Here is a 26,081-nt window from a genome sequence, read left to right as displayed (position 1 = left end):
TCACCGCCCGCGGACACCCGCTGCCGCCTCCTCCTCACCCGCCTGTCCGTACCCCGCACGTCGATCAAAAACACGGACCGACGGGGACGCGGAGAGGGAGGAACACGCGGATACCAGGCATCGAACCACGGAACAACGGCAGAACCCCCGCTCCGGATCGTTTCGAAGCGGGGGGAGGCGGGGGTTCTGGCGAACCAAACCCGACAGTCGCGAGCGACTGAGAATATGCGAGGGAAATCAGCTGTCCGCACACGGCTGAGTCTCCTCAGGCTACAGGGGAGCACCCTCGCCTCCCGGACCGTTCTGTCTCAGCGGTGGTGCTCGGCCTGGGCCTGACGTATCCGGCGGGTGGTCCCGGTGGCCGTCGGCGTCCGCGAGGCGATTGCCCGGGTGGAAGGCGCCGGGGAACCACCGGGGGAAAGCGAAATGGTCGGCATCGTGATCACGATGCCGACCATTTCGTCGGTGCTACCAGGACACCTTCTTCGGTGTCCGTCGTGCGCGAGGGGGGATTTGAACCCCCACGTCCCTAAGGACACTGGCACCTGAAGCCAGCGCGTCTGCCGTTCCGCCACTCGCGCATGAGTGGTGTTTCCAGACTCTCTCACCGTGTGGTGCGAGCGCCTGGCGACATCCGGAAGATTAGCACGGTGAACAGGGTGGAATCACATCCGTTGTTTCGCCTGCTCCAGCAGGGGAAGCGGGAACCCCGAACCATCGCCCCCACTCCTCCAGAGTGCGTCCCGCGTGCGGGACACTGTGAGGAGGCCACCTCTACGATCCGTGTGAGGGGTGACACTCATCCACAGGCCAGACAAGGGGAACCAGCCGATTTCCCGACGCGTGGATACGATCAGTAAGCAGTACAGGGACGATGACAACGGAGGAGGTGCCCCATGGGGGTCATGAAGCGTTTCGAGCAGCGCCTCGAGGGGCTGGTCAACGGCACCTTCGCCAAGGTCTTCAAGTCCGAGGTGCAGCCCGTCGAGATCGCCGGCGCCCTCCAGCGGGAGTGCGACAACAACGCGACGATCTGGAACCGCGAGCGGACCGTCGTCCCCAACGACTTCATCGTCGAGCTCAGCACACCCGACTACGAGCGGCTCAGCCCGTACTCCGGTCAACTGGGCGACGAGCTCTCCGGCCTGGTGCGCGACTACGCCAAGCAGCAGCGCTACACCTTCATGGGACCGATCAAGGTCCACCTGGAGAAGGCCGACGACCTCGACACCGGGCTCTACCGGGTCCGCAGCCGCACTCTGGCGTCGAGTTCGTCACAGCAGGACCCGGCAGGCCAGCCGCGGCAGCCCGCGACCGGGCGGCCCGCCGCCCCGGAGGCTCCCGGCGGCTACGGCTACCCCCCGAGCGCCGCTCCGCCGATGCCCGCGGCCCCGCCGCCCGGCGCCGGACGGCCCTCGGCCCCCACGAACGACCGGCGCCCGCCGGCCGCGCCCGGCCCCCTGCCGGACGCCCGGACCCGGCGCTGGATCGAGATCAACGGCACCCGCCATCAGATCTCCCGCCCGACGTTGGTGATGGGACGATCCACCGACGCCGACGTGCGGATCGACGACCCCGGCGTATCGCGCCGGCACTGTGAGATCCGGACCGGAACGCCCTCGACGATCCAGGATCTCGGGTCTACCAACGGCATCGTGGTAGACGGGCAGCACACCACCCGCGCTACGCTCCGCGACGGCTCGCGGATCGTCGTGGGCAGCACCACCATCGTTTACCGGCAAGCCGAAGGGTGAAGCGGGGGCAATGTCAGAGCTGACCCTGACGGTCATGCGGCTAGGTTTCCTGGCTGTTCTGTGGCTGTTCGTCATCGTGGCCGTTCAGGTCATCCGCAGCGACCTGTTCGGAACGCGCGTCACGCAGCGCGGCTCACGCCGCACTGCCGCCGACGCGCGCCCCCAACAGGGCCGCCAACAACAACAAGCGGCGCCGCCCCAGCAGCGCCAGCAGCCCGGGCGGCAGCGCCGCGGGGCACCCACAAAGCTGGTCGTGTCCGAAGGCACGCTCACGGGCACGACGGTCGCGCTCCAGGGGCAGACCATCACCCTGGGCCGGGCCCACGATTCAACGATCGTGCTGGACGACGACTACGCGTCCAGCAGGCATGCCAGGATCTACCCGGACCGTGACGGTCAGTGGATCGTCGAGGATCTCGGGTCCACCAACGGCACGTATCTGGAACGGACCCGGCTCACCACCCCGACACCAGTTCCGCTGGGCGCGCCGATCCGTATCGGCAAGACCGTCATCGAGCTGCGGAAGTAGTACGACAATGAGCGAGCGGAGCGAGCGAGCCGCGGCGGTCCCGACGGCGGACGCTGCCCGGTTCCCGACCGGAGGGTGGGCAGTGTGGCTCGAGACAGGCTGTACCCCGAGTCAGAGTCGACTGGGCAGGTGCGCATGAGTCTGTCGCTGCGCTTCGCCGCCGGGTCGCACAAGGGCATGATCCGGGAGGGCAACGAGGACTCCGGCTATGCCGGTCCCCGGCTCCTCGCCATCGCCGACGGCATGGGCGGCCAGGCGGCCGGTGAGGTCGCCAGCTCCGAGGTGATCTCCACGCTCGTCCCGCTCGACGACGACGTACCGGGATCCGATCTCCTGACCTCGCTCGGCACGGCCGTGCAGCAGGCCAACGACCAGCTGCGCGTCATGGTCGAGGAGGACCCCCAGCTGGAGGGCATGGGCACCACGCTCACCGCCCTGCTCTGGACCGGTCAGCGCCTCGGCTTGGTGCACGTCGGCGACTCCCGCGCGTATCTGCTGCGGGACGGCGTCCTGACGCAGATCACCCAGGACCACACCTGGGTGCAGCGCCTCGTCGACGAGGGCCGGATCACCGAGGAAGAGGCCACCACCCACCCGCAGCGCTCCCTGCTGATGCGGGCGCTGGGCAGCGGCGACCATGTCGAACCGGACCTCTCCATCCGCGAAGTCCGCGCCGGCGACCGCTATCTGATCTGCTCGGACGGCCTCTCCGGCGTTGTCTCGCACCAGACGATGGAAGAGACCCTCGCCAGCTACCAGGGCCCGCAGGAGACCATCCAGGAGCTGATCCAGCTCGCTCTGCGCGGTGGCGGCCCGGACAACATCACCTGCATCGTGGCCGACGTCCTGGACGTCGACAGCAACGACACCCTGGCCGCGCAGCTCAACGACACCCCGGTCGTCGTCGGCGCGGTCGCGGAGAACCAGGCCCAGCTGGGCGACGGCGGGGCCATGCAGACGCCCGCCGGCCGCGCGGCCGGCCTCGGCCGCCCCGTGCCCCCGCCCGCCGGCGGCTTCGGCCCGCCCGGCAGCGGCGACGTCGGCTACGGGGGCATGCCGGACGGCTCCTACGACGCCTATACGGACGAGGACTTCGCCAAACCGGGCGGCGGCCGTAAATGGCTGAAGCGTTCCGTCTTCATCGTGCTCGCGCTGGCCGTCATCGGCGGCGGTCTGTACGGCGGCTACCGCTGGACGCAGACGCAGTACTACGTCGGCACACAGGACGAGAACGTCGCGCTGTTCCAGGGCATCAGCCAGGACCTCGCCTGGGTCTCGCTCTCGAAGGTCGAGAAGAACCACCCCGAGATCGAGCTCAAGTACCTGCCTCCGTACCAGCGCAAGCAGGTCGAGGCGACGATCGCCGAGGGCAACATCACCGACGCCCGCGAGAAGGTCGCCGAGCTCGCCGCCCAGGCCTCCGCCTGCAAGAAGGACGCGCAACGCCGCGCGGCCGACGCCGAGAACCGGGCCCGTACGGGCGAGGGAGAGGCCGGCGGCACCGCCGGAGCCCCCGCCACCAGGACTTCCGCCACGTCCTCCGCCAAGGGGACCAAGCCGACCACCGCTCCCACTCCCGGCCCCAGCCTCTCGGAGGAAGAGAAGAAGCTGGTCCCGCAGTGCGGTAAGCAGTAAGCCGTAGGGGGCCTTCAGCACCATGAGCGTTGTCACCAACACGACCACCATCGGCGCGATCGACGCACCGAGTCGCCGCAACACCGAGCTGGCGCTCGTCGTCTTCGCCGTCGCCATCTCGGTGTTCGCCTACGCCAACGTGGGCCTCGCCCTCAACGGCGAACTGCCCGCGGGCATGCTCGGCTACGGAGCGGGCCTCGCCCTGCTCGGCGGGGTCGCCCACCTCGTGGTGCGCAGATTCGCCAAGTACGCCGATCCGCTGCTGCTGCCGCTGGCCACCCTGCTGAACGGCCTGGGCCTGGCACTGATCTGGCGACTGGACCAGTCGGAACGGCTGGCGCGGCTCCCCAGCTTCGCGCCCGCCGCCTCCAAGCAGCTGATCTTCTCGGCGATGGGCGTGGCCCTGTTCGTCGGTGTGCTGCTCCTGCTCAAGGACCACCGCATCCTCCAGCGCTACACCTACATCTCCATGGTGGTGGCGCTCATCCTGCTGATCCTGCCGATGTTCTTCCCGGCCCAGTTCGGCGCGAAGATCTGGATCACCATCCCCGGTATCGGCTCGATCCAGCCCGGCGAGTTCGCGAAGATCGTCATCGCGATCTTCTTCTCCGGCTATCTGATGGTGAAGCGCGACGCCCTGGCGCTGGCCAGCCGCCGCTTCATGGGTATGTACCTGCCCCGCGGGCGGGACCTCGGTCCGATCCTGGCCATCTGGGCGATGTCGATCCTGATCCTCGTCTTCGAGACCGACCTCGGCACCTCGCTCCTCTTCTTCGGCATGTTCGTCGTCATGCTCTACGTGGCGACCGAGCGCACCAGCTGGATCGTCTTCGGCCTGACCATGTCGGCCGTGGGCGCGGTCGGTGTGGCCTCGTTCGAGAAGCACGTGCAGGACCGGGTCACCGCCTGGCTCGACCCCTTCGCCGGCTGGGGCACCCATGCCGCCAGTGAGCAGATGGCCCAGGTACTGATGGCCTTCGGCTCCGGCGGCACGCTCGGGACCGGTCTCGGCCAGGGCAACTCCGACCTCATCCTCTTCGCGGCCAACACCGACTTCATCCTCGCCACCGTGGGCGAGGAGCTCGGGCTCGCCGGAGTGATGGCGTTCCTCCTGCTGTACGGGCTGATCGTCGAGCGCGGTGTGCGCACGGCGCTGGCCGCCCGCGACCCGTTCGGCAAGCTGCTGGCCATCGGGCTCTCCGGCGCCTTCGCCATCCAGGTCTTCGTCGTCGCCGGCGGTGTCATGGGCCTCATCCCGCTCACCGGTATGACGATGCCGTTCCTCGCGGCCGGCGGGTCGTCCGTCATCGCCAACTGGGCCCTGATCGGCATCCTGATCCGCATCAGCGACACCGCCCGCCGTCCCGCACCGGCCCCCGCGCCCTCCACCGACGCCGAGATGACGCAGGTGGTCCGACCGTGAACAAGCCCCTGCGGCGCGTCGCCATCTTCTGCGGCATCCTCGTCCTCTCGCTCCTCATCCGGGACAACTGGCTCCAGTACGTCCGCGCCGACGAGCTGACCAGCCACAAGTACAACCGCCGCGTCGAGATCGAGCGCTACGCCCACGAGCGCGGCGACATCATCGTCGACGGCAAGGCGATCACCGGCTCCGCCGAGACCGAGGACAGCGACTTCAAGTACAAGCGGGTCTGGAAGGACGGGCCCCTGTGGGCCCCGGTGACCGGCTACTCCTCGCAGGCCTTCGACTCCTCGCAGCTGGAGAACCTGGAAGACGGCATCCTCACCGGCAACGACGACCAGCTGTTCTTCGACCGGACGCTGTCGATGTTCACCGGCGACAAGAAGCGCGGCGGCAACATCGTCACCACGCTGAACGGCGATGCCCAGAAGGCCGCCTTCAAGGGGCTCGGCGGGAAGAAGGGCGCGGTGGTCGCCCTCGACCCGAAGAGCGGCGCCATCCTCGCCCTCGCCAGCACCCCGTCCTACGACCCCTCGGTCTTCGCCGGTAACTCCCTCAAGGACTCGGACAACCGGCAGAAGCTCCTGAAGGACGAGGACAAGCCGATGCTCAACCGGGCATTGCGCGAGACCTACCCCCCGGGCTCCACCTTCAAGGTCGTCACCGCCGCCGCCGCCCTGGAGAACGGGCTCTACGACGACATCGACGCCAAGACGGACTCCCCGCTGCCCTGGACGCTGCCGCAGTCCACCACGCAGCTCAAGAACGAGGGCAACATCCCCTGCGAGAACGCCACGCTGCGTGAGGCCCTGCGGGTGTCGTGCAACACCGTCTTCGGGAAGATGAGCGACGACCTCGGCAACAAGAAGATGATCGAGCAGACGGACAAGTTCGGCTTCAACAAGGAAGTCTTCACGCCCGTACGCGCCGACGCGAGCATCTACCCCGAGGACAACAGGCCGCAGAACGCGATGGCCGGCATCGGCCAGGCGTCCAACCGGACCACCCCGCTCCAGATGGCCATGGTGGCCTCCGCGATCGCCAACGACGGCAAGCTGATGCAGCCGTACATGGTCGCCGAGCGGCAGGCGCCCAACCTGGACCCCGTCTACACCCACGAGCCCGAAGAGCTCAGCCGCGCGCTCTCCGGTGAGAACGCCCAGAAGGTCCAGCAGATGATGGAGACCGTCGTCAAGGACGGCACGGGAACCAACGCGCGGATCCCCGGCGTCACAGTGGGCGGCAAGACCGGTACGGCACAGCACGGTCTGAACAACAGCGAGAAGCCGTACGCCTGGTTCATCTCGTACGCGAAGACCGACAGCGGCTCACCGGTCGCCGTCGCCGTCGTGGTCGAGGACGGCAACGCCAACCGGGACGACATCTCCGGTGGCGGGCTGGCCGCCCCCATCGCGCGCGACGTGATGAAAGCGGTCATCGACAGCAAGAAGTGAGACCTGTCACGGCGGTCGCCCGTCATACCGGACATCGGATACCGGTCGGATATCGGCTGACGGGTGCGGGCTGATCACGTCACCCGTGCCCGGTAGCGTATGCGCGAACAGCGCACCGCCGCGGACCACACACGGGTGCGGTCGGGACTGACGGAGAGGGCTGGAACAGATGGAAGAGCCGCGTCGCCTCGGCGGCCGGTACGAGCTGGGCTCGGTGCTCGGCCGTGGTGGCATGGCCGAGGTCTACCTCGCGCACGACACCCGGCTCGGCCGCACCGTAGCTGTGAAGACGCTCCGGGCCGATCTGGCCCGCGACCCGTCCTTCCAGGCCCGGTTCCGCCGTGAGGCCCAGTCGGCCGCCTCGCTCAACCACCCCGCGATCGTCGCCGTGTACGACACCGGCGAGGACTACGTCGACGGGGTCTCCATCCCGTACATCGTGATGGAGTACGTCGACGGGTCGACGCTGAGGGAGCTCCTGCACTCCGGTCGCAGGCTCCTCCCCGAGCGCACGCTGGAGATGACGGTCGGCATCCTCCAGGCCCTGGAGTACTCGCACCGCGCCCAGATCGTCCACCGCGACATCAAACCGGCGAACGTCATGCTGACGCGCACCGGCCAGGTCAAGGTCATGGACTTCGGCATCGCCCGCGCCATGGGCGACTCCGGGATGACGATGACGCAGACCGCCGCGGTCATCGGCACCGCCCAGTACCTCTCCCCGGAGCAGGCCAAGGGCGAGCAGGTCGACGCACGCTCCGACCTGTACTCCACCGGCTGCCTGCTGTACGAGCTGCTCGCCGTGCGGCCCCCGTTCGTCGGGGACTCGCCCGTCGCGGTGGCCTACCAGCACGTCCGGGAGGAGCCGCAGCCGCCGAGCAACTTCGACCCCGAGATCACGCCCGAGATGGACGCGATCGTGTTGAAGGCGCTCACCAAGGACCCGGACTACCGCTACCAGTCCGCCGACGAGATGCGCGCCGACATCGAGGCCTGCCTCGACGGCCAGCCGGTCGCGGCCACGGCGGCGATGGGCGCCGCGGGGTACGGGGGCTACGACGGTTACCACCCCGACCAGCCCACCGCCGCCCTGCGCCCGGCCGACCCGAACAACGCCCAGACCTCGATGCTGCCCCCGGTCAACCCGGACGACGGCGGCTACGGCTACGACGACCGCCCGGGCCGTCGGCGCCAGCAGAAGAAGAGCAACACCTCGACGATCCTGCTGGTCGTCGCGGGCATCCTGGTGCTGATCGGCGCGATCCTGATCGGCCGGGTGATCTTCTCCCCGACCAGCGACGACGGCCAGATCAACGCCCCGAACCTGGTGGGCTCCACGGTGCAGGAGGCGGAGAAACTCGCGGCCAGAACCGACGTCACCGTGAAGGTCGGCGCCGAGGAGCCGTGCGAGGAGCAGGAGAAGGGCGAGATCTGCTCGCAGGACCCGGCCGCGGACGCGCTGATGGACAAGGACGGCACCGTCACGGTCGTCGTCTCCGCCGGAGCGCCGAAGATCGAGGTCCCCAACGTCCTGGAGAAGTCCGAGGACGGCGCCCGCGAGGAGCTGGAGAAGAAGGGCTTCACGGTCAACGTCACCACGGAGGAGTCCGAGAAGACCGAGGGCACCGTGATCGAGCAGGACCCCAAGGGCGGCGAGAAGGCCGAGGACGGGGCCGAGATCACCATCACCGTGGCCACCCAGGCGACTCTCGACCTGCCGGACATGCGGACCCGCTCGTACGAGGCGGCGGAGCAGCAGCTGCGGGGCATCGGTTTCACCAACATCTCGCGAACCGACGTGGACTCGGAGAAGCCGGCCGGAGAGGTGATCGAGCAGACGCCCACCGGCCCGAGCAAGCAGGCCAAGGACGCGCAGATCGTCCTGAAGGTCTCCAAGGGGCCGGCGCAGCCGGAGCAGGTCGCGATCCCCGGTGACATCGGCAACAGGCCGTACCAGGAAGTGAAGGCCCAGCTCGAAGGGCTCGGCTTCGTGGTCGCACTCTCCCCGGGTTCGGTCGACAAGCCGAACGCCAAGGTGATCACCAGCAGCCCGGCACCGAACACCCCCGCGGACAAGGGCAGCACCGTCACCATCGTGACCATCGAGGGCGGCGGGAACGGCGGGAACGGAAACGGCGGAGGCGGCCTCTTCGGAGGCATGGGCGACGACTGAGCCACCGCGCCCCCGCCCCGCACGGAAAGGGCCCCGGTCACCTTGATGGTGACCGGGGCCTTCCCGTGTGCCCGAGCGCGAGCGGCTGTTCTTCGGCGGCTCAGCGCAGCTCGACCGGCTTGGTGCGGTCCTTGTCGACCTTCTCCGTACGCTCCAGCTCGCCCCACACGATGTACCGGTACTTCGAGGTGTAGACGGGGGTGCAGGTCGTCAACGTGATGTAGCGGCCCGGCTCGTCGACGCCCGACTCCTCCGGGACCGGCTGGATCACGTCGACGTTGAATTTCGACGTCTCGGGGAGCTTCTTGTAGACCTTGTAGACGTACCAGGTGTCCTTGGTCTCGAAGACGAGCGGATCACCGTTCTTCAGCTTGTGGATGTTGTGGAACTTCGCGCCGTGCCCGTCGCGGTGCGCGGCCAGCGTGAAGTTCCCCTCGTCGTCCCAGGGGAGGCCCGACTCGACCGGGTCCGTGTAGTAGCCCGCGATGCCGTTGTTCAGGGTCTCGGGGTCGGTGCCCTTCTTGACCAGCACCTCGCCGTTCTTCATGGCGGGCACGTGCAGGAAGCCGATGCCGTCCTTGGTGTCCAGGGCGCCCGGTCCGTCCGCCCATCGGCTGCGGACCGTGTCGCCCTGCTTGTCGGCCTCGCGGTCGGCGAGCACATTGGTCCACCACAGGGAGTACGCGACGAACAGCGCGAGCACCAGGCCCGCGGTGATCAGCAGTTCACCGAAGACGCTGACGGCCGTCGCGACGGGGTGGCGGCCTCGCCGGAGCGCCGGGGGCGGGGCCGTGGACGTGTCGGCCCGCTCGTCGTGCTCGGTCCTCGCTGCCACCGCACCGTCCCTGTCGTGAGGATGTTCAGCCGACGAGCGCGTCGGGCTTTCCCTGGCTGCGCGGCCGTTCGTCGACCATCTTGCCCCAGACGATCAGCCGGTAGGTACTCGTGAATTCCGGGGTGCAGGTCGTCATCGTGAGGTACCGGCCCGGGCCCTCGAACCCGGAACCCACCGGTACCGGCTCGATCACCGAGATGTTGGACGGCGCGGTCTGCGGAAGGACGCTGGCCATCTCGTACGTGTAATACGCGTCCTGTGTCTCGACCACGATCGGGTCGCCGGGTTCGAGCTTGTTGATGTAGCGGAACGGCTCGCCGTGGGTGTTGCGGTGGCCGGCCACGGAGAAGTTGCCCTGCTTGTCGGAGGGCATCGCCGTCTTGAGCCTGCCTTCGCCGTAGTGGCCGAGCATCCCCCGGTCGAGCACCTTCTCCTTGTCGATGCCCTCGGCGATCGGGGCGACGACGTCGAGCTTGGGGATGTGCATGATCGCGAAGCCCTGGCCGGGTGCGAACACCCCGGGCTTCCGGTCGCCTTTGGCCCACTCGTCCTGGATCCGGTTCGTCTCCTTGCCGGCGATCTGCTCGGCCCGGATGTTGGTCCACCAGAGCTGGTAGGTGACGAACAGCAGCATCAGGACGCCCAGCGAGATGAACACCTCGCCGACCACCCGGCTGGCGACGACCGCCGGGCTGTCCTTGGCCGCCTTGGCCGCGCGCCTGGCCTCCATCCGGGACATCGGGCGGGCCGGGGCGGCCCGTTCGGCGACCGGTTCCGGGCGCCGACGGCCGCGCCCCTTGGCCGCCCGCCGCCGCTCGGCCCGCCCACCGGAGGGAGGCGGGCCGGGGCGGGAAGCCGGCTCGGGTTCGGGATCGGGCTCGGCCGGAACGCGGCTGATGACTTCGGTGCGGGGCTCGGCGGGCCCCCCGACGACGGCGGTCATGACTTCGGTGCGCGGTTCGGCGGGGAGGTCCGGGGCCGGGGCCCGCTCCTCGGCCGGAGCTATTCGCGCAGACGGCTCCTGGGGCCCGTACCAGTCGCGCTGGTACCCGGCGGGGTCGTACCACTCGTTCGGGGCTCCTTGGGGCTGCTGAGGCCCTTGGTGAGCCGTGTGACCGGCCTCGCGCGACGACGGACCCGGCCCCGGGCCGTCCGTTCCCGGTCCGCCCGGGATGTTGTCCGCCCGGAACCACGGCGAGGCGTGCCCGCCGGGCAGCGGATCGCTGAGCGGATCCGCGAGGCCGTCCACCGCCGCCACGAACGCGCCGTCGGCCCCGTACACCCCTTGCGCGTGAGGGCCCTCCGGCCCGGCCTCGTGCCCGGGGCGGCCTACGGTCACGCGGCGGCCTTGCCCACCACCGGCGCGAGCCCCGCCGACCGCGCGACGGCCCCCTGGTCTCCGCACTGCTCCAGCCAGTTGGCGAGCATCAGGTGGCCGTGTTCGGTGAGCACCGACTCGGGGTGGAACTGCACGCCCTCCACCGCCCGGTCGCGGTGGCGCAACCCCATGATGATGCCGTCCGCCGTGCGGGCGGTGACCTCCAGCTCGGGGGGGAGCGCGCCGGGTTCGGCGGCGAGCGAGTGGTAGCGCGTCGCGGTGAAGGGGGACGGCAGTCCGGCGAAGACGCCCTTGCCCTCGTGGGTCACGGGGGAGGTCTTGCCGTGCAGCAGTTCGGGGGCCCGGTCGACGACGCCGCCGTACGCGACCGCCATCGACTGCATCCCCAGGCAGACGCCGAAGACCGGGACGCCGGTGTCCGCGCAGTGACGCACCATCTCGACGCAGACGCCGGCCTGCTCGGGCGTGCCGGGCCCCGGCGAGAGCAGGACGCCGTCGAAGCCGTCCTGCGCGTGGGCGGGGGTCACCTCGTCGTTGCGCAGCACCTCGCACTCGGCGCCGAGCTGGTAGAGGTACTGGACGAGGTTGAAGACGAAGCTGTCGTAGTTGTCCACGACGAGGACGCGTGCGCTCACTGGTCTGCTCCTGCTCCACCGGCGCTCTCGCCGTCGACGGTCACATCACCGAACGGAAGCAGCGGCTCCGCCCAGGGGAACACGTACTGGAACAGCGCGTAGACGACCGCCAGAACCAGCACGAGCGAGATGACACCCCGCACCCATGCGTTGCCCGGCAGATGCCGCCAGATCCAGCCGTACATGCTGACCCCTCCATTCGGTACCCGCACCAGACTAGAGGGCCGCGGCCGGGGAGGGGGTCAGCTGTGGAAAAGCGTGGACCAGCGTGGACCAGCACGGTCAGCCGGAGAGCTCCGGCGGCCTTCCGTCGCTCACCGGACGCGTGGCGTCCAGATGCGCCCAGGCGATCAGCCGGTGGCTGCTGCCCCATTCCGGCTCGCACGTGGTGAGCGTCAGATAGCGTCCGGCGTCCTCGAATCCGGAGCCGCGGGGCACCGGATCGACGACGGCGGTGTCGGTGGGCACGGTCCGGTACGGGTTCTTCGCGATGCGGTACGTGAACCAGGTCGTGCCGTCGTTCACGACCACCGCGTCCCCGGGCCGCAGCCGCGGGAAGTCCTTGAAGGGGTCGCCGTACGTCCGCCGGTGCCCGGCCACCGCGAAGTTGCCCGTGTCGCCGGGGCGGGCCGTTCCGCTGTAGTGCCCGAGCCCCTTCTGCAAGGTGGTGACCGCGGTGTTCTCCAGGACGGGCCACTCCCAGTCGGCGCCGAAGCGCGGGATGTGCATCGTCGCGAAGGGCTTTCCGGCGCGGTACGGGACCGGTTGCGGGTCCGGGGTCTCCGAGGGGGACGTCTCCGCGGCGGTGGGCGGCGGGGCCTGCGCCACGGGCTCCTGGGCCCACTGGCTCCGGAGGGTGTCGATCTCGCCCTCGGCCGCGTCGGCCGCCTTCACCCCTGTCCAGAACAGGAAGTAGACGACGAAAAGGATGATCAGCGCGCCCACGGTGATGCAGAGTTCGCTGAAGGTTCTGACGACGAGTCGCACCGACACCGGACGGCCTCCCCGGGGCTCAGCTCGTGCTCACTCCACAGGCTGTGCGTAGTGGAGATCCACTGTGCCCGAGTACCCGGGAAGAGTCACCGCCTCGTTCTCGTCGACTTTCCAGCCCAGCCCGTACGCCTTCACGTACAGCAGGTAGTTCTGGATCGCGGTGGAGTCGTTGAGCGCCTGCTTGAGCTTGCCCGGGTCGCCGACCGCGGTGACCTTGTACGGCGGGGAGTAGACGCGGCCCTGGAGGATGAGCGTGTTGCCCACGCAACGGACGGCGCTGGTGGAGATCAGCCGCTGGTCCATCACCTGGATTCCACGCGCCCCGCCCTGCCACAGCGCGTTCACCACGGCCTGCAGGTCCTGCTGGTGGATGACCAGGTCGTTGGGCTGGGGCTCGGGGTAGCCGGGGTTGGCGGTGGCGTCGGGGGGCGCGTCGTTGAGCGTCACGCTGACGGAGTCGCCGCTGATCTTCGTGGTGCCGGCCGCCTTCTCCAGGGCCTTCAGCCGGGCGTCCTCGGCCTTGGTGGAGCCGTCGTCGCGCTGGGCGAGGGCGTCGACGTCCGCGCGGGCGCCGGCGACCGCGTCGTTCAGCTCGCCGTTGTTCTCGCTGCGCTCCCTGATCAGGTCGGAGAGCTTGAGCAGGGAGGAGTCGCTGCGCAGATTGGTGCCCTTGGCGGTGTTGGCGCTGGTGACGAAGATGAGTCCGGCCAGGGCGAAAACCGCAGCGGTGAGGCCCCGGACCGCCCACGCGGAGGTGCGCCGGGCCGGGCCTTCTGGGGAGTCGGCGGAATTGCTCAACGTACCCTTATCTCATCAGGCGCCAGAGAAGCACTACGCTAACGGACGCTCGGGGGAGGCAGCATTCCCCCTGGCACCCGCCCCCGGCGCCCGCCACAGATCCCTGCGCGGTCACGCAGCGCATCGACAGGAGAGTCCCTCGTGCCGAAGTCACGTATCCGCAAGAAGGCCGACTTCACGCCGCCCCCGGCGAAGCAGGCAACGACCATCAAGCTGACCAACCGCAGTTGGGTCGCTCCGGTGATGCTGGCCCTGTTCCTCATCGGGCTGGCCTGGATCGTGGTGTTCTACGTGACCGAAGGTGATCTTCCGGTCGACGCCCTGGGCAACTGGAACATCGTGGTCGGCTTCGGCTTCATCGCCGGCGGTTTCGCCGTGTCGACGCAGTGGAAGTGACGGACCACCTCCGCGCAAGCCCTGCCCTGAGTTACCCACAGAGTTATCCACAGTCGGGGGAAAAGGTCAGACGATCTGTGGATAACTTCCGCTCATGTTGACGCCGGTGTGACCGCAGCCTCCCTCGACGAGGGGGGCTGCACCCCGTTGCCCAGAAGGAAAGACCCAGCTCAGCGACGAGGGGAACACATGTTCCTCTTGCCATGCACAAGATTCTGCGCACGCTGTGGACAACTTCGGTCCGCCTGGGGGTGGAGAGCCCCCGTTCCGCTCGGAATCCGACTCAGGTGAGCGACATCGTGCGGGCGACGACGATCCCGACGGACGCCAGCAGGACGAGCGCGCACACACCGGCCTGCACCGCCGTACGCCGCTCGCGCGGGGCGTGGACCATGCCGATGGCGATGACGACGCCCGCGATCAGACCGCCGACGTGCGCCTCCCAGGCGATGCCGCCCCAGGTGAAGGTGAAGACCATGTTGATCGCCAGCAGCACCAGCACCGGACGCATGTCGTAGTTCATCCGGCGCATCAGCACGGCGGTGGCGCCGAACAGGCCGTAGACCGCACCGGAGGCCCCGAGCGAACCCTGGTTGGGCGCGGCGATCAGATAGGTCAGGGCGCTGCCCGCGAGACCGGACAGCAGATAGAGCGCGAGATAGCGGGAGCGGCCGAGCGCGGCCTCCAGCTGTCCGCCGAGCCACCACAGCCCCAGCATGTTGAACGCGATGTGCACCACTTCCTGGTGCAGGAACACCGAGGTCACCAGGCGGTACCACTGGCCCTCGGCGACGCCTTCGATGGATCCCGGCGGCGGGCTCGGGTCCCATGCCCGCCCGAGCAGCGTCAGATCGCCCACCAGCGCGGGACGGACGGAGACCAGGAGGAAGACGGCCAGATTGATGCCGAGCAGGATCTTGGTGACCAGGCGCGGATCGGCGGCCACCGAGCCGCCCGCCAGCGTCCGCGGCCGACTGACCGCCGAGTGGTGCCCGGTGCCCGAGCCCTGGCGTACGCAGTCGGGGCACTGGAAGCCGACCGAGGCGCTGACCATGCACTCGGGACAGATGGGCCGCTCGCAACGCGTACAGCTGATGCCGGTCCCGCGGTCGGGGTGGCGGTAGCAGGTCGGCGTCGGCACACCGCTTCCCGCTGCGGCACGGTCCCCCGGCGGCTGCTGGTCCATCGGTCCTGGCCTGCCTCTCGGTCCTCGTCGCTCGGCGGCGCGAACAGGGCCGCCCCGCTGGTCCGCTATGTATCAGTACGGACGGGCAGGGCGGTTGGTTCCCGCGAGGGGTATCCGGCGGGAGCGGACGTCAGCGGGTCTCGACGACCACGGACTCGATCACCACGTCCTGCAGCGGACGGTCGGTGCGCGGATTGGTCGGGGTGGCCGCGATGGCGTCGACGACCTTGCGGCCGGCCTCACCGGACACCTCGCCGAAGATGGTGTGCTTGCCGGTCAGCCAGGCGGTGGGGGACACGGTCAGGAAGAACTGCGACCCGTTCGTCCCCGGGCCCGCGTTCGCCATGGCCAGCAGATAGGGCTGCGTGAAGCCCAGCTCCGGGTGGAACTCGTCGGCGAACTTGTAGCCGGGGCCGCCGGTGCCGTTGCCCAGCGGATCGCCGCCCTGGATCATGAAACCGCTGATGACGCGGTGGAAGACGGTGCCGTCGTACAACCGGTCCGTGGATTTCTCGCCGGTCTCCGGGTTGACCCACTCGCGCTGCCCGGTGGCCAGCTCGACGAAGTTCCGGACCGTCTTGGGCGCGTGGTTCGGCAGAAGCCGGATCTCGATGTCGCCCTGATTGGTCTTCAAGGTGGCGTAAAGCTGCTCGGCCACGGTCTGCCTTCCTTCGTCCTTCACCTGACGTCACATCCATCGCTGACGTCCGCCGATCCTCCCACGGACCGGTAAATGTGCGGCCGGATGCCGGACGAAACGGCGCGTTCGGCACCGAACCATGGCATTGTCGTCGGCACACTTCACATGAACCGTTTTGGCCGCAAAGAGCGAGCATGACCCGGATGCCCGTCCCGCATGCCGGGCATGGACGCAACAGGCATGATTTCGAACTGGGCGGACAGGCGGAGTACCTACCCGCCACCAAGGAGGAGGATCTCGTGACCCGCATCGACAGCGTGCGCGCCGCAACCGACTCGGCGAAGGACAGCGCGCAGCACGCCGCGGAAGTGGTGGCGCCTTACGCCGACACAGCCAAGAAGCAGGCGGCCCACTACGCGCACGAGGCTCGTACGCAACTCGCGCCGAAGGTGACGAAGGCCGCCAAGCAGGCCCGTGTCCAGTACGCGTCCCACCTCGCACCTCGCCTCGAACAGGCCCGTACGCACGTGCCGCCCAGGGTCGACGAGGCCGCGCACCGCGCCGCGGTCTCCACCCGTAAGGCCGCACGGAGCGCCGCCGACTACACCGCCCCCCGCGTCGAGCACGCCCGTGCGGTGGCCCTGCCCGTCGCCGAGCAGGCTTCCGCCCGCAGCGCGGCCGCCCTCGCGGCGCTGCGCACCCAGGTGACGGCCAAGGAGATCCAGAAGCTGGCCAGAAAGCACCAGCGGCGGGCCAAGGCGGGCCGGGCCGCGAAGGGGTTCCTGGTGCTTGGCGTCCTGGCCGGCGGCGCCTATGCCGCCTGGCGCTGGTGGGACAAGCAGGCCAACCCGGACTGGCTGGTCGAGCCGCCCGTCGCCACCGAGGTGGGCGACGAGCGTTCGCCGCTCAGCTCGGTCGACGGCAGCGCCCGGGCCGACCTCGACCCGGAGGTGAAGGCCAAGCAGGCCGAGGCCGAGTCGGGCGAGGGGGACACCCCTGGCCTCGACGACCGGCCCTGACCCGGGGCGCCCCGGGGCATACCCCCTGAGAGACCTGAGAGAACGGACGCGGCTGCGGTAACCACCAGGGTGGTTACCGCAGCCGCGTCCGTTCGTATCCCTGCCCCGCTCCGCCGCAAGACGGCGGCGGGGCGTCGCTCACCGGCGACTACCGGCTCACGGCGAAGCGCATCAGGGCCTGCTCGTCGCCCTGCTTGATCTTCCCGGTCTCGTTGATCACCTGGAGCTTCCAGCCGGCGCCCTCGCGGATCGCCTTGGCCACGGCGACGCCGTTGTCCTGGGTGAGCATGCTCGGCCAGATGTCGGCGACCTGCTGCGTGCTGCCGCCCGTCGCGTCGTACACCTTGAAGCTGATGTTGCGCGCGTTGCTGAACGCGCTGCGCTTCTTGTACGCGGCGGCGATGAAGACGATCGCCGTGATGTTCGAAGGAATCTTGGCGAACTCGACGGTCACCGTCTCGTCGTCACCGTCACCGTGCCCGGTCTGGTTGTCCCCGCTGTGCACCAGCGAGCCGTTGCCCAGCGGGTCCAGCGAGTCCAGACCTGCCAGCCGCACCGGGTCCCCGCCCTGCAGCGCGATGGCGATCAGGTCGAGGTCCGTTCCGGCCTTCTGCCGGATCTTCCCCATCAGGCCGCCGCTGCTCCCGACGGTGGGGTCCCAGGATGCCCCGATGGACAGATGGGTCACCCCACCCAGGTCGGCCGGGCCGTCTTCCTTCGTCAACGTGATCATGCCTGAGTCCTTTTGTGGCTCGACTGTTTACGTATGAAGTGTGCCTGGTGCCTCCGGTACACGGTCCCCGGAGGAAGCGCGCCGGTTCCGGATCGTACGAGAAAGACCCCCCCTGAGCCGCGTTATCGCAGTTCAGGGGGGCTTTGAATGTGGACCCCAGGAGATTCGAACCCAAAATAGATACCTTCCTGACCTGCGGTTCTACCGGGGAACCGGGACAAAGAGCCCCGTTTACATCCTCTTGGATCCACCTTGATCCTCCTCTGAGCAAACAGTCCAGGGCCATCGGTTGGCCGAGTGGGCGATCAGCAGAATGCGCCTGCTGCCCCAGCGGTTCGCCAGGTCGATGAGGAAGTCTTCGGTGGCGGCCAGTACTGCGCGGTAACTCTGGCCGCCGGGGAAGGGCTCGTCGATGTGCCGGCTCCGCGGGGAGGCGGGTACTGCGACCTGTAGACCCAGCACACTTCGCACCACCGGCGAGCCCCGGACCAGGCGGTCGGTCCGGGGCTCACTGACGTATCGCGGGAGTCGTCGTCCGTGTCGGGGAAGGCGCTGGCAGGGAAGGCGTTCAGTGGCTTCGGCGGTAGTGGCCGGCGATCAGGGAGATCGAGAACATCGCGGTCATGACGCCCACGGCCAAGGTCAGCGTGCCCGCCGTGCCGCCGCCCATCGACCAGCCGTTGCCGAGCAGGAGTGCCGTGCCGCCGATGCGGGCGAGGACGGCGTACCCACGGTTGCCGACCCGGCTGAAGTGACGGGCCAGGACGTAGCAGGCGGCGATCATCGAGAGGAAGGTGATCGAACCGGCGGCGAAGTGGGCGTAGCTGTGCCAGGTGAGTTCAGTGGGCATTCCGTAGGGGGTGCCGACCGGGAAACCGTCGGCCGGGTCCATGACGAACACGCCCGCCGCGATCATGCCGAAGCCGGAGACCCGAACCAGCCGCGGCGCCCAGATGCCCCCGGGGGTGCCGTGCAGGGCCCGGCGCAGACCGGTCGCCCCGAGGGCGAGCAGGGCGCCGACGACCAGAAAGTTGGCGATCTGGAGCCAGCCGAGGGAGCCGTTGCTCAGCGCGCTCAGCGGGTGGCGGGTGATGTCGAAGCCGTCCCGGGTGGCGGCCTGGGTCAGGGCGACGACCGCCCACAGCGGAGACGCCAGGACCGCACAGGTGAGCAGGGAGTGGGTGGCGCCCCGGGTGGCCTGGGCGCCGGTGGCGGGAGCGGTGCTGCGGTGGTCGACGGTGGTCATGGCGGGTGTCCTCCGGGGTTCGTCGTGTTCGGTTCTCGCTGACACGTCGATCCAGCGATGTGACAGGGAATGGCGGGCGTTCCCTGTCACATCGCGTCGTTCGACGTGTAGGCATACGGCGACCACCGCACCGCAGGTCACCGCACGACGAGATCTCCGCACGACGAGAAGAGAGAACCCCATGCGCTACCTGATGACGACCAAGCCTTCCGACACCGCCCCGGACGAGCAGCTGTACGCCGAGATGGGCAAGTTCGTCGAGGAGCTGACGGCCGCCGGTGTGCTGCTGGCCACCGGCGGCCTCGCGCCGGACGGCATCCTGGTGAGCTCGGCCGGCGACGAGATCACGGTGACGGACGGGCCGTTCGCCGAGGCCAAGGAGGCCGTGGCCGGCTTCGCGCTGATCGAGGTCCGGTCCAAGGAGGAGGCGATCGAACTGGCCCGCCGCTTCCGCAGGATCGTCGGCGACGGCGAGAGCGTGGTCCAGGAGGTCTTCGGCCCTTGAACTGCCGATACTCCTGAACTGCCCGCCACCGGACCTGTCGGCCCCTGAAGCCGTCGGCCCCGGACCTGCGGGCCCCCGGCCTCCGGCCCTCAGCCCTCGGCTCCGACCAGCGCGAAGACAGCACCTGCCCCGGCTTGCGAGCGAGCCGGGGCAGGTGCTGTCATCGTGCCTGTGCTCGATGCCCATCGCACCATTGACGCGGTCTGGAAAATCGAATCGGCCAAGATCATCGCCGGGCTCACCCGGATGGTGCGCGACGTCGGACTCGCCGAGGAACTGGCCCAGGACGCGCTCGTCGCCGCGCTCGAACAGTGGCCCGCCTCCCGCATACCGGACAACCCCGCGGCATGGCTGATGACCACGGCTAAAAGACGCGCTGTCGACCACATCAGGCGCTCCGAGCGCCTGACGCGCAAACAGCGGCAGCTCGCCCACGAGCTTGAACAGCGGCAGGATCCCGAAGACCAGGAGACCCCTGAACAGGACGACGTCCTGCGGCTGATGCTCATCTCCTGCCACCCGGTCCTGCCGACGGAGGGCCGGGCCGCACTGACACTCCGACTCCTCGGCGGCCTGACCGCCGAGGAGATCGCTCGGGCCTTCCTCGTCACCGGGACGGTGATCACCCAACGCATCGCCGCCGCCAAGCGGACGCTGGCCGAGCAGCGCGTTCCGTTCGACCTGCCGGACGAAGCGGAGCTGGCCCAGCGCCTCTCGTCCGTCCTCGAAGTCATCTACCTGATCTTCAACGAGGGGTACTCGGCGACCTCCGGCGACGACCTGATGAGGCCCGGCCTCTGCCTCGAAGCACTGCGACTGGGCCGGCTGCTGGCCGAGTCGGCACCCCGGGAAGCCGAAGTGCACGCGCTTGTCGCGCTGATGGAGATTCAGGCCTCGCGCTCGGCCGCACGCACCGGCCCGTCCGGCGAGCCCGTGCAGCTGCACGAACAGAACCGGGGACGCTGGGACCAACTGCTCATCCGCCGCGGCTTCACCGCGATGCTGCGCGCCCGAGAGGCCGGTGGAACACCCGGCCCCTACCTGCTGCAGGCCGCGATCGCCGTGAGCCACGCCCAGGCGCGCACCGCCGAGGACACCGACTGGGTGCGGATCGCCGACTTGTACGGGGCACTGGCGCGGCTGCTGCCGACGCCGATCGTCCAGCTCAACCGGGCGGTGGCACTCGGAATGGCGCACGGACCGCAGGCGGGCCTCGACCTGGTCGACTCCCTGATCACCGACCAGGCGCTGCACGACTACCACCTCCTCCCCAGCGTCAGAGGAGACCTGCTCCTCCGCCTGGACCGGCGACAGGAAGCGCGGCTGGAGTTCCTCCGGGCCGTGGCACTCACCGGGAACGCCTCCGAGCGCGCCTTCCTGCGCCGCCGCGCGGAGGAGATCACCGTCACCGGCCCCTCCCTCCCGACCCTCGGGCAGGCCGCGCACGACTTCCTCAGCCGCGACGCCCTGAACGCCACGACCGTCCACTCGTACGGACAGACCCTCCGGCGCCTGTGCCGCGCCCTCGGCGAACACACACCGCTGGACGCCCTGACGGCCGACCAGGTGGCGCAGACGTTCGCGACGGCCTGGGCAGGCGCCGAGGCCAGCACCTGGAACCGCCACCGCTCGGCCGTCCGCTCCTTCAGCACCTGGACGTCGGCGAACGACCTCGCGGCGAAGCTGGACCGCCGTGCCGAGACCCGCCCCCGCGCCCAGCCACTGACAGCAGAACAACTCGACGAGCTGTGGAGCCACCCGGACCTGCCGTTGCGCGAACGGACGCTGTGGCGCCTCCTCCACGAGTCCGCGGCCGGCGTGAAGGCCGTCCTGTCCCTCGACATCGAGAACCTGGACCTGGACGACCGACGGGCCCGCACGAACCGCGGCTGGGTGAGCTGGCGCTCCGGAACCGCCCGGCTCCTGCCCCGACTGCTGGAAGACCGGACCCGCGGCCCGGTCTTCCTCTCCGACCGACGCCCCGGCCCCGCCCGGACGCCCGAGCCCGCGGACCTCTGCCCGGACACAGGCCGCAGGCGCCTGTCCTACGAGCGGGCCGAATATCTGTTCAAGGAGCGGACGAAACTCCTCGACCCGGCACACGACGGCTACACTCTCCGCAGGCTCAAGCCCCCACCGGAACCGAACGGAACCGCCCCGGCGCGACCTCATGCTCCATCGCTCTGCTCGTCGGCGGCGTCGGTGTCACCAATACCATGATCATTCCGGTCCTCGAACGCCGCCACGAGATCGGCCTGCGCCGCTCCCTCGGTGCCACCAGAGGCCAGATCCGCATCCAATTCGTCACCGAATCCCTGATGCTCTCCGGCCTCGGCGGACTCGCTGGCATAGCTCTGGGCGCCAAGCAACGGATGGCAGCGACCGCCCGCCGACGCCTTCAGATACCTCGCAGACCGCGCACTTCGCCCGCCCGAGGGGGGAGCAAGACCTGCTTGCTCGCCCCTCGTCACCACCTCAGTGGTGAGGTTGCGGCAGGCGGCGTCCGCGCCTCTGTGTTGGCCGTCGGCGAGACGGCGGTGGTCGGCCTCGGCGTGCATGCAGGCACGGCGCCTGGGGCGTCGCCGGGACCGTCGGTGAATCACTGCGGCGTAGTCCTCCGGATCCTCCGGCAGCGCCGCCGACGACATCTCATACGCGGCGAACCACTCGGCGGACGGGAACCCACCACACGTACGCGAAAGTTCAACCGATCTTCTTGAAGTCGGTCCGCACCGTCACCGGCACACCCCCGACGGAGAAGTCGACCTTCTCACCGAAACCAGGCCCCCGAAACCACCCGTCGGCACCCGCGTGCTGACACGTCAGCACGAAAAAAGCCCCTCCGAACCGCTTTTCCGCAGGTCAGAGGGGCTGTACGTGTGGAGCCTAGGAGATTCGAACTCCTGACATCTGCCTTGCAAAGGCAGCGCTCTACCAACTGAGCTAAGGCCCCGGGCCACAACGAACGAGGGCAACGCCTGACACGTCCGTGCCAGGGCTACCGTCGCAGACCAGAGTACCGGGTGACCCCCCTAATCCTGCAAAAGGATAGGGACTCCCCGTGGACGACCACGCTCCGTAAGATGCTCGCAAGGTTCGCAGCAGCGAAGCCGCAGCGATGGGGAGACGCCATGGACGCAGCGCAACAAGAGGCGACGGCAAGAGCCAGAGAACTTCAACGCAGTTGGTACGGGGAGCCGTTGGGGGCGCTCTTCCGTCGGCTGATCGATGATCTCGGCCTGAACCAGGCCCGGCTGGCCGCTGTTCTCGGGCTCTCCGCCCCGATGCTCTCCCAACTGATGAGCGGCCAGCGGGCCAAGATCGGGAATCCCGCGGTGGTCCAGCGCGTCCAGGCCCTCCAGGAGCTGGCGAGCCAGGTGGCCGACGGCAGCGTCAGCGCGGGCGAGGCCACCGACCGCATGGAGGAGATCAAGAAGTCGCAGGGCGGGTCGGTCCTGACCGCCACCGGCCAGACCACCTCCACCGGCGGCGCTCCCACCGTCCGCCGGGTGGTGCGCGAGATCCAGTCCCTGCTGCGGTCGGTCGCGGCGGCCGGCGACATCATCGATGCCGCGGACGCCCTCGCCCCGACCCACCCGGAGCTGGCAGAGTTCCTCAAGGTGTACGGAGCGGGACGCACCGCGGACGCGGTCGCGCACTACGAGGGGCACCAGAGCTAGCGGCTCCGGACCACGACGGACGACGGAGCCAGGGCACGCGCGCACCGTGCGGCGCCCTGGTGCCGGCAGGACGCGGGGTCCGGACACGGGCCGCGGCAGACGCCGCGGCACCACAGGAACGCGGGGAGCGGGCGCAGCACAATGGGTGAGGTCTTCGCTGGTCGGTACGAGCTGATCGATCCGGTCGGACGGGGCGGGGTCGGCGCCGTCTGGCGCGCCTGGGACCACCGCCGCCGCAGGTACGTCGCGGCCAAGGTGCTCCAGCAGAGCGACGCGCACACGCTGCTGCGCTTCGTCCGCGAACAGGCCCTGCGCATCGAGCACCCGCACGTGCTGGCCCCGGCCAGCTGGGCCGCCGACGACGACAAGGTCCTGTTCACCATGGACCTGGTGAGCGGCGGCTCGCTCGCCCATGTCATCGGCGACTACGGCCCGTTGCCTCCGCGCTTCGTCTGCCTGCTGCTGGACCAGCTGCTCTCCGGGCTCTCCACGGTGCACGCCGAAGGGGTGGTGCACCGCGACATCAAACCCGCCAACATCCTGATGGAGGCGACCGGAACGGGCCGCCCGCATCTGCGTCTCTCCGACTTCGGCATCTCGATGCGCAAGGGCGAACCCCGGCTGACCGAGACCAACTACGTGGTCGGTACGCCCGGTTACTTCGCCCCCGAGCAGATGATGGGCGCCGAGCCCGACTTCCCCGCGGACCTCTTCGCGGTCGGTCTGGTCGCGCTCTATCTCCTCCAGGGCCAGAAGCCCGACTCCCGGGCACTGGTGGAGCACTTCGCGGCGCACGGCACCCCGAGCGCCCCCAACGGCATTCCCGAGCCGCTGTGGCAGGTTCTCGCCGGGCTGCTCCAGCCGGACCCGCACGCCCGGTTCCGGACGGCGACGGGCGCCCGCAAGGCCCTGACCGCGGCGGTCGAGATGCTTCCCGAACCCGGCCCGGACGACGAGCCGGTGGAGGTGTTCGACCAGATCGGGCCGCTGCCGGCGGGGTTCGGCCCCGACGGGCCCGTGACCGCCCCTCAGCAGCCCGAGGAGCCCGCACCCGCCCCCACGGCCGCCCCGGCGCGGCCGGCCGTTCCGGGGCCCGGTCAGCAGGCTTCCGCACCGCCCCCCGCGTCGATGTCCGAGACGGGCAGCTTCCACCTGGCGCCCCCACCCGGGGCCTCGCCCCAGCAGCAACAGCCTTACGCACAGCCGGGGTTCCAGCAGCCGTCGGCCGCACCGTTCACGGCGGACGCGCCGCCCCCGTACGCCGCCGGCGCGCCGGATCTCTCCCAGGCACCGACCTCCGGCGTACCGCACGATCCCGTCGCCACCCGCGCCTACACCGCCCAGCAGCGGCAACCACCGGTGCCGGCCCCGCCGGTGCACCACGCCGCGCCCCACGCGCCCGTACGGGTAACGCGTCCGGGACCGTCGCCGAAGGTGGCGGCCGGGGTGCTGGCGGTGGCGCTGATCTGCTTCGCGGTCGGGATCTGGGCCCTGACCCAGATCTGACGGTCCCGCCGCCGGGCCGACTACCAGCCCTGCGGCGGCTGGTGGCCCCCTGCGGCCGGCGAACCGGAGGCCGGGGCCCCGGCGGCGCGGCGGCGGGCCAGCAGCGTCCAGACGCCCAGCCCGAGCACCAGCACGGACCCCGTGCCGATCCCGGCGGCGGCGACCACCGTCATCGGGCCGCTCCGCGCGGCCTGCCGGGCGTTCTTCCCCTTCCGGGCCACTTCCCGGTCCTGGTCGGTGACGCCGAAGACCCCGGCGTCACCCTCGTACGGGGACGCCTCGGCCTTGTTCTTCACCTGGACCGCCAGCTCGAACGGGATCGGCTCGTCGCCGTAGGACTCCTTGAGCTTCGGGCTGAGGGACACCGACAGGTAGTACCAGCCCGCGAAGCGCATGGCACTGACCTGGGTCGAGGTGTCGAACCGGTTGCGGTAGGCCACCGGCGGCAGCGGCCTCAGCGACGCGGAAGCGGGCCCTCCGGAGTACGAGAGCGTGGCGTCGGAGACATGCCCCTGGGCGGGGTTGTCCAGAGACAGGGTGAGCGCGTTGCCCACGAACTCCTTGGTGGCGCCGGTGCTGTTGGAGAGCCCCGCGGTGGCGTGGAGTTGCTGGCCCCAGTCGACCGGCACCCGGTAGAAGCGGGTCTGCCCCGGGGCGACCGTGTCCTGCCAGCGGCCGTTCTCCAGGCTGGTGGCCTCGGAGTACCCCGACCCACCGGACCGCTTCTGCTGCTGCCCGGTCAGCGGCTTCGCCGAGGCCGAGGGCCAGCTTTCGGGCCCGTCGGTCGGCATGGCCGCCCCGCTCTTCAACCGCGGCTCCTGGAGGAAGCGCAACTCCAGGTCCCAGGCGTCGGAGTTGGACGTGTCCTCGCTCTCGCGCTCGACGAGGACGTCGTACTGGCCGCTCTCCTGGCAGGTGGAGCCGCCCTCCTTGACGGTCCGGGAGACGTACGCGGCGATGGGACGCGCGTACGCGCCCGCGCCGAAGTTCGCCTGCTCCGAACCGCACTGGGTGTCGTCGGTCTCCCGGAGACTGACGTTGATGCCGTCGCCGTAGGCGACCGCGCCGCTGTCGCCGGGCACCGCGACCGCCGAGACATAGGCGGTGGAGGCGTCGTCCAGCGTGACCCGGTAGTAGAGCTTCTGGCCCGGCTTGATCGTGCTGCGGTACGGGACGCCCTCGTCCAGCGTGGACGCCTCGACGTTGGTCGCCGCGCCCTGCACGTTCTTCGCGTCGGGGTCGAACGCGTACACCCCGGGGCCCGCCGCGTGCGCCTGCCCCGGCAGGGCCGCCGCCGCGCACATCGCCGCGAGTACCGCGGCCACCACCCGGCCCCTGTTGCGCTGCCTCTTCACGCGCTTCCCCTCGTCGTCCTCACGCGCCGGTGCCGTCGACCGCCCGGCCGCGATGCCGGTCCATCCTGCCCCGCCCGCACCGCCGGTGTCTCCGGCCACAGCCGCATTGCCCCTCTTGTCCGCGTTCCCGCCCTCGCAGACACCCCGCCGGAGTTCACCAGAGCAATTTATGTATGTGCTCCAGTGAACTCAAGAGGCCGGAAGGCCAAGAGGTACGGGCGTCACGCGCTCACGACGAAGGGCCCGC

23 protein-coding genes, 2 tRNA genes and 1 pseudogene are annotated in these 26,081 nt (G+C 69.7%); 13 read left to right on the top strand and 13 right to left on the bottom strand.

The genetic code is table 11. The annotated features are described in order from the left end of the window. Positions 1–498: 498 nt before the first annotated feature. A tRNA-Leu gene (locus ACIQRW_RS29165) sits at positions 499–581 on the bottom strand. Positions 582–896: 315 nt separating this feature from the next. On the opposite strand from ACIQRW_RS29165, the gene ACIQRW_RS29160 reads away from it, so the two are divergent. The 6 genes from ACIQRW_RS29160 (at position 897) to pknB (ending at position 8,968) form a co-directional block, all read left to right on the top strand. After that, a complete protein-coding gene (locus ACIQRW_RS29160) occupies positions 897–1,754 on the top strand; it encodes an FhaA domain-containing protein (protein ID WP_403765578.1) in 858 nt (285 codons plus the stop codon). Between the two features lie 10 nt (positions 1,755–1,764). Continuing rightward, positions 1,765–2,283: an FHA domain-containing protein gene (locus ACIQRW_RS29155; protein WP_003967913.1), complete on the top strand. Its 519-nt coding sequence runs from the start codon at positions 1,765–1,767 to the stop codon at positions 2,281–2,283. Between the two features lie 135 nt (positions 2,284–2,418). Further along, positions 2,419–3,918, top strand: coding sequence for a PP2C family protein-serine/threonine phosphatase (locus tag ACIQRW_RS29150; RefSeq protein ID WP_403765575.1), 1,500 nt, complete (start codon positions 2,419–2,421; stop codon positions 3,916–3,918). 22 nt (positions 3,919–3,940) lie between these two features. Next, the gene (locus ACIQRW_RS29145) at positions 3,941–5,341 is read left to right on the top strand and encodes an FtsW/RodA/SpoVE family cell cycle protein (protein ID WP_403765572.1); all 1,401 of its coding nucleotides are present in this window, start codon (positions 3,941–3,943) and stop codon (positions 5,339–5,341) included. Then, the gene (locus tag ACIQRW_RS29140) at positions 5,338–6,795 is read left to right on the top strand and encodes a peptidoglycan D,D-transpeptidase FtsI family protein (RefSeq protein WP_403765569.1); all 1,458 of its coding nucleotides are present in this window, start codon (positions 5,338–5,340) and stop codon (positions 6,793–6,795) included. Before ACIQRW_RS29145 ends, ACIQRW_RS29140 begins: the two co-directional genes overlap by 4 nt. A gap of 169 nt (positions 6,796–6,964) precedes the next feature. Then, positions 6,965–8,968, top strand: coding sequence for a Stk1 family PASTA domain-containing Ser/Thr kinase (gene pknB / locus ACIQRW_RS29135; RefSeq protein ID WP_403765566.1), 2,004 nt, complete (start codon positions 6,965–6,967; stop codon positions 8,966–8,968). A gap of 100 nt (positions 8,969–9,068) precedes the next feature. Here pknB and ACIQRW_RS29130 read toward each other — a convergent pair whose 3' ends face one another. The 6 genes from ACIQRW_RS29130 to ACIQRW_RS29105 form a co-directional block, all read right to left on the bottom strand. Next, positions 9,069–9,803: a class E sortase gene (locus ACIQRW_RS29130; RefSeq protein ID WP_403765563.1), complete on the bottom strand. Its 735-nt coding sequence runs from the start codon at positions 9,801–9,803 to the stop codon at positions 9,069–9,071. A 25-nt stretch (positions 9,804–9,828) separates the two neighbouring features. Then, positions 9,829–11,142: a class E sortase gene (locus ACIQRW_RS29125; protein ID WP_403765560.1), complete on the bottom strand. Its 1,314-nt coding sequence runs from the start codon at positions 11,140–11,142 to the stop codon at positions 9,829–9,831. Then, positions 11,139–11,777 carry an aminodeoxychorismate/anthranilate synthase component II gene (locus ACIQRW_RS29120; protein ID WP_018957297.1) on the bottom strand — a complete coding sequence of 213 codons (639 nt, stop codon included), beginning with the start codon at positions 11,775–11,777 and terminating at the stop codon, positions 11,139–11,141. Before ACIQRW_RS29120 ends, ACIQRW_RS29125 begins: the two co-directional genes overlap by 4 nt. After that, entirely contained in the window at positions 11,774–11,962 is a 189-nt protein-coding gene (locus ACIQRW_RS29115; RefSeq protein ID WP_003967905.1) for a hypothetical protein, read from the bottom strand. The genes ACIQRW_RS29120 and ACIQRW_RS29115 overlap by 4 nt, the downstream gene beginning before the upstream one ends. 97 nt (positions 11,963–12,059) lie before the next feature. After that, positions 12,060–12,770, bottom strand: a complete 711-nt coding sequence (locus ACIQRW_RS29110) for a class E sortase (protein ID WP_403765556.1) — start codon at positions 12,768–12,770, stop codon at positions 12,060–12,062. A 30-nt stretch (positions 12,771–12,800) separates the two neighbouring features. After that, entirely contained in the window at positions 12,801–13,568 is a 768-nt protein-coding gene (locus tag ACIQRW_RS29105) for a DUF881 domain-containing protein (RefSeq protein ID WP_403765553.1), read from the bottom strand. 141 nt (positions 13,569–13,709) lie between these two features. Here ACIQRW_RS29105 and crgA point away from each other — a divergent pair, with 141 nt between their 5' ends. Further along, on the top strand, positions 13,710–13,964 hold the full coding sequence (gene crgA, locus ACIQRW_RS29100; protein ID WP_097865620.1) for a cell division protein CrgA: 255 nt from the start codon (positions 13,710–13,712) through the stop codon (positions 13,962–13,964). Positions 13,965–14,247: 283 nt separating this feature from the next. Here the strand turns inward: crgA and ACIQRW_RS29095 are convergent, their stop codons facing one another. Both ACIQRW_RS29095 and ACIQRW_RS29090 read right to left on the bottom strand, forming a co-directional pair. Beyond that, complete coding sequence (locus tag ACIQRW_RS29095; RefSeq protein ID WP_403765550.1) at positions 14,248–15,150, bottom strand: rhomboid family intramembrane serine protease; 903 nt, start codon at positions 15,148–15,150, stop codon at positions 14,248–14,250. A gap of 130 nt (positions 15,151–15,280) precedes the next feature. Then, a complete protein-coding gene (locus ACIQRW_RS29090; protein WP_360732639.1) occupies positions 15,281–15,808 on the bottom strand; it encodes a peptidylprolyl isomerase in 528 nt (175 codons plus the stop codon). Between the two features lie 281 nt (positions 15,809–16,089). Between ACIQRW_RS29090 and ACIQRW_RS29085 the strand changes: the two genes are divergently transcribed. Continuing rightward, positions 16,090–16,809 (top strand): DUF5324 family protein, encoded by a 720-nt coding sequence (locus tag ACIQRW_RS29085; RefSeq protein ID WP_403765547.1) that lies wholly within the window; start codon positions 16,090–16,092, stop codon positions 16,807–16,809. A gap of 148 nt (positions 16,810–16,957) precedes the next feature. On the opposite strand, the gene ACIQRW_RS29080 is transcribed toward ACIQRW_RS29085, so the two are convergent. Together ACIQRW_RS29080 and ACIQRW_RS29075 are read right to left on the bottom strand one after the other, a co-directional pair. After that, entirely contained in the window at positions 16,958–17,542 is a 585-nt protein-coding gene (locus ACIQRW_RS29080) for a TerD family protein (RefSeq protein ID WP_097865618.1), read from the bottom strand. Between the two features lie 568 nt (positions 17,543–18,110). Then, entirely contained in the window at positions 18,111–18,788 is a 678-nt protein-coding gene (locus ACIQRW_RS29075; protein WP_403765544.1) for a DUF998 domain-containing protein, read from the bottom strand. 181 nt (positions 18,789–18,969) lie between these two features. Between ACIQRW_RS29075 and ACIQRW_RS29070 the strand changes: the two genes are divergently transcribed. The 3 genes and pseudogenes from ACIQRW_RS29070 to ACIQRW_RS29060 form a co-directional block, all read left to right on the top strand. Then, entirely contained in the window at positions 18,970–19,293 is a 324-nt protein-coding gene (locus ACIQRW_RS29070; RefSeq protein WP_403765541.1) for a YciI family protein, read from the top strand. A gap of 165 nt (positions 19,294–19,458) precedes the next feature. Continuing rightward, positions 19,459–21,513 (top strand): sigma-70 family RNA polymerase sigma factor, encoded by a 2,055-nt coding sequence (locus ACIQRW_RS29065; RefSeq protein WP_403765538.1) that lies wholly within the window; start codon positions 19,459–19,461, stop codon positions 21,511–21,513. Then, a pseudogene (locus tag ACIQRW_RS29060) lies at positions 21,471–21,656 on the top strand (ABC transporter permease); the annotation flags it as partial. The gene ACIQRW_RS29065 and the pseudogene ACIQRW_RS29060, both read left to right, overlap by 43 nt. 517 nt (positions 21,657–22,173) lie before the next feature. On the opposite strand, the gene ACIQRW_RS29055 reads toward ACIQRW_RS29060, so the two are convergent. Then, positions 22,174–22,246, bottom strand: a tRNA-Ala gene (locus ACIQRW_RS29055). A gap of 178 nt (positions 22,247–22,424) precedes the next feature. Between ACIQRW_RS29055 and ACIQRW_RS29050 the strand changes: the two genes are divergently transcribed. Both ACIQRW_RS29050 and ACIQRW_RS29045 read left to right on the top strand, forming a co-directional pair. Next, the gene (locus tag ACIQRW_RS29050) at positions 22,425–22,973 is read left to right on the top strand and encodes a helix-turn-helix domain-containing protein (RefSeq protein ID WP_403765536.1); all 549 of its coding nucleotides are present in this window, start codon (positions 22,425–22,427) and stop codon (positions 22,971–22,973) included. Between the two features lie 141 nt (positions 22,974–23,114). Beyond that, complete coding sequence (locus tag ACIQRW_RS29045; RefSeq protein ID WP_403765533.1) at positions 23,115–24,479, top strand: serine/threonine protein kinase; 1,365 nt, start codon at positions 23,115–23,117, stop codon at positions 24,477–24,479. A 20-nt stretch (positions 24,480–24,499) separates the two neighbouring features. Here ACIQRW_RS29045 and ACIQRW_RS29040 read toward each other — a convergent pair whose 3' ends face one another. Next, positions 24,500–25,834 (bottom strand): hypothetical protein, encoded by a 1,335-nt coding sequence (locus ACIQRW_RS29040; protein ID WP_403765894.1) that lies wholly within the window; start codon positions 25,832–25,834, stop codon positions 24,500–24,502. Positions 25,835–26,081 lie beyond the last annotated feature (247 nt).

Source organism: Streptomyces sp. NPDC091287 (genome assembly GCF_044768525.1).
Classification (GTDB): Bacteria; Actinomycetota; Actinomycetes; order Streptomycetales; family Streptomycetaceae; genus Streptomyces.
This window is presented reverse-complemented; position numbering and strand designations above follow the sequence as displayed.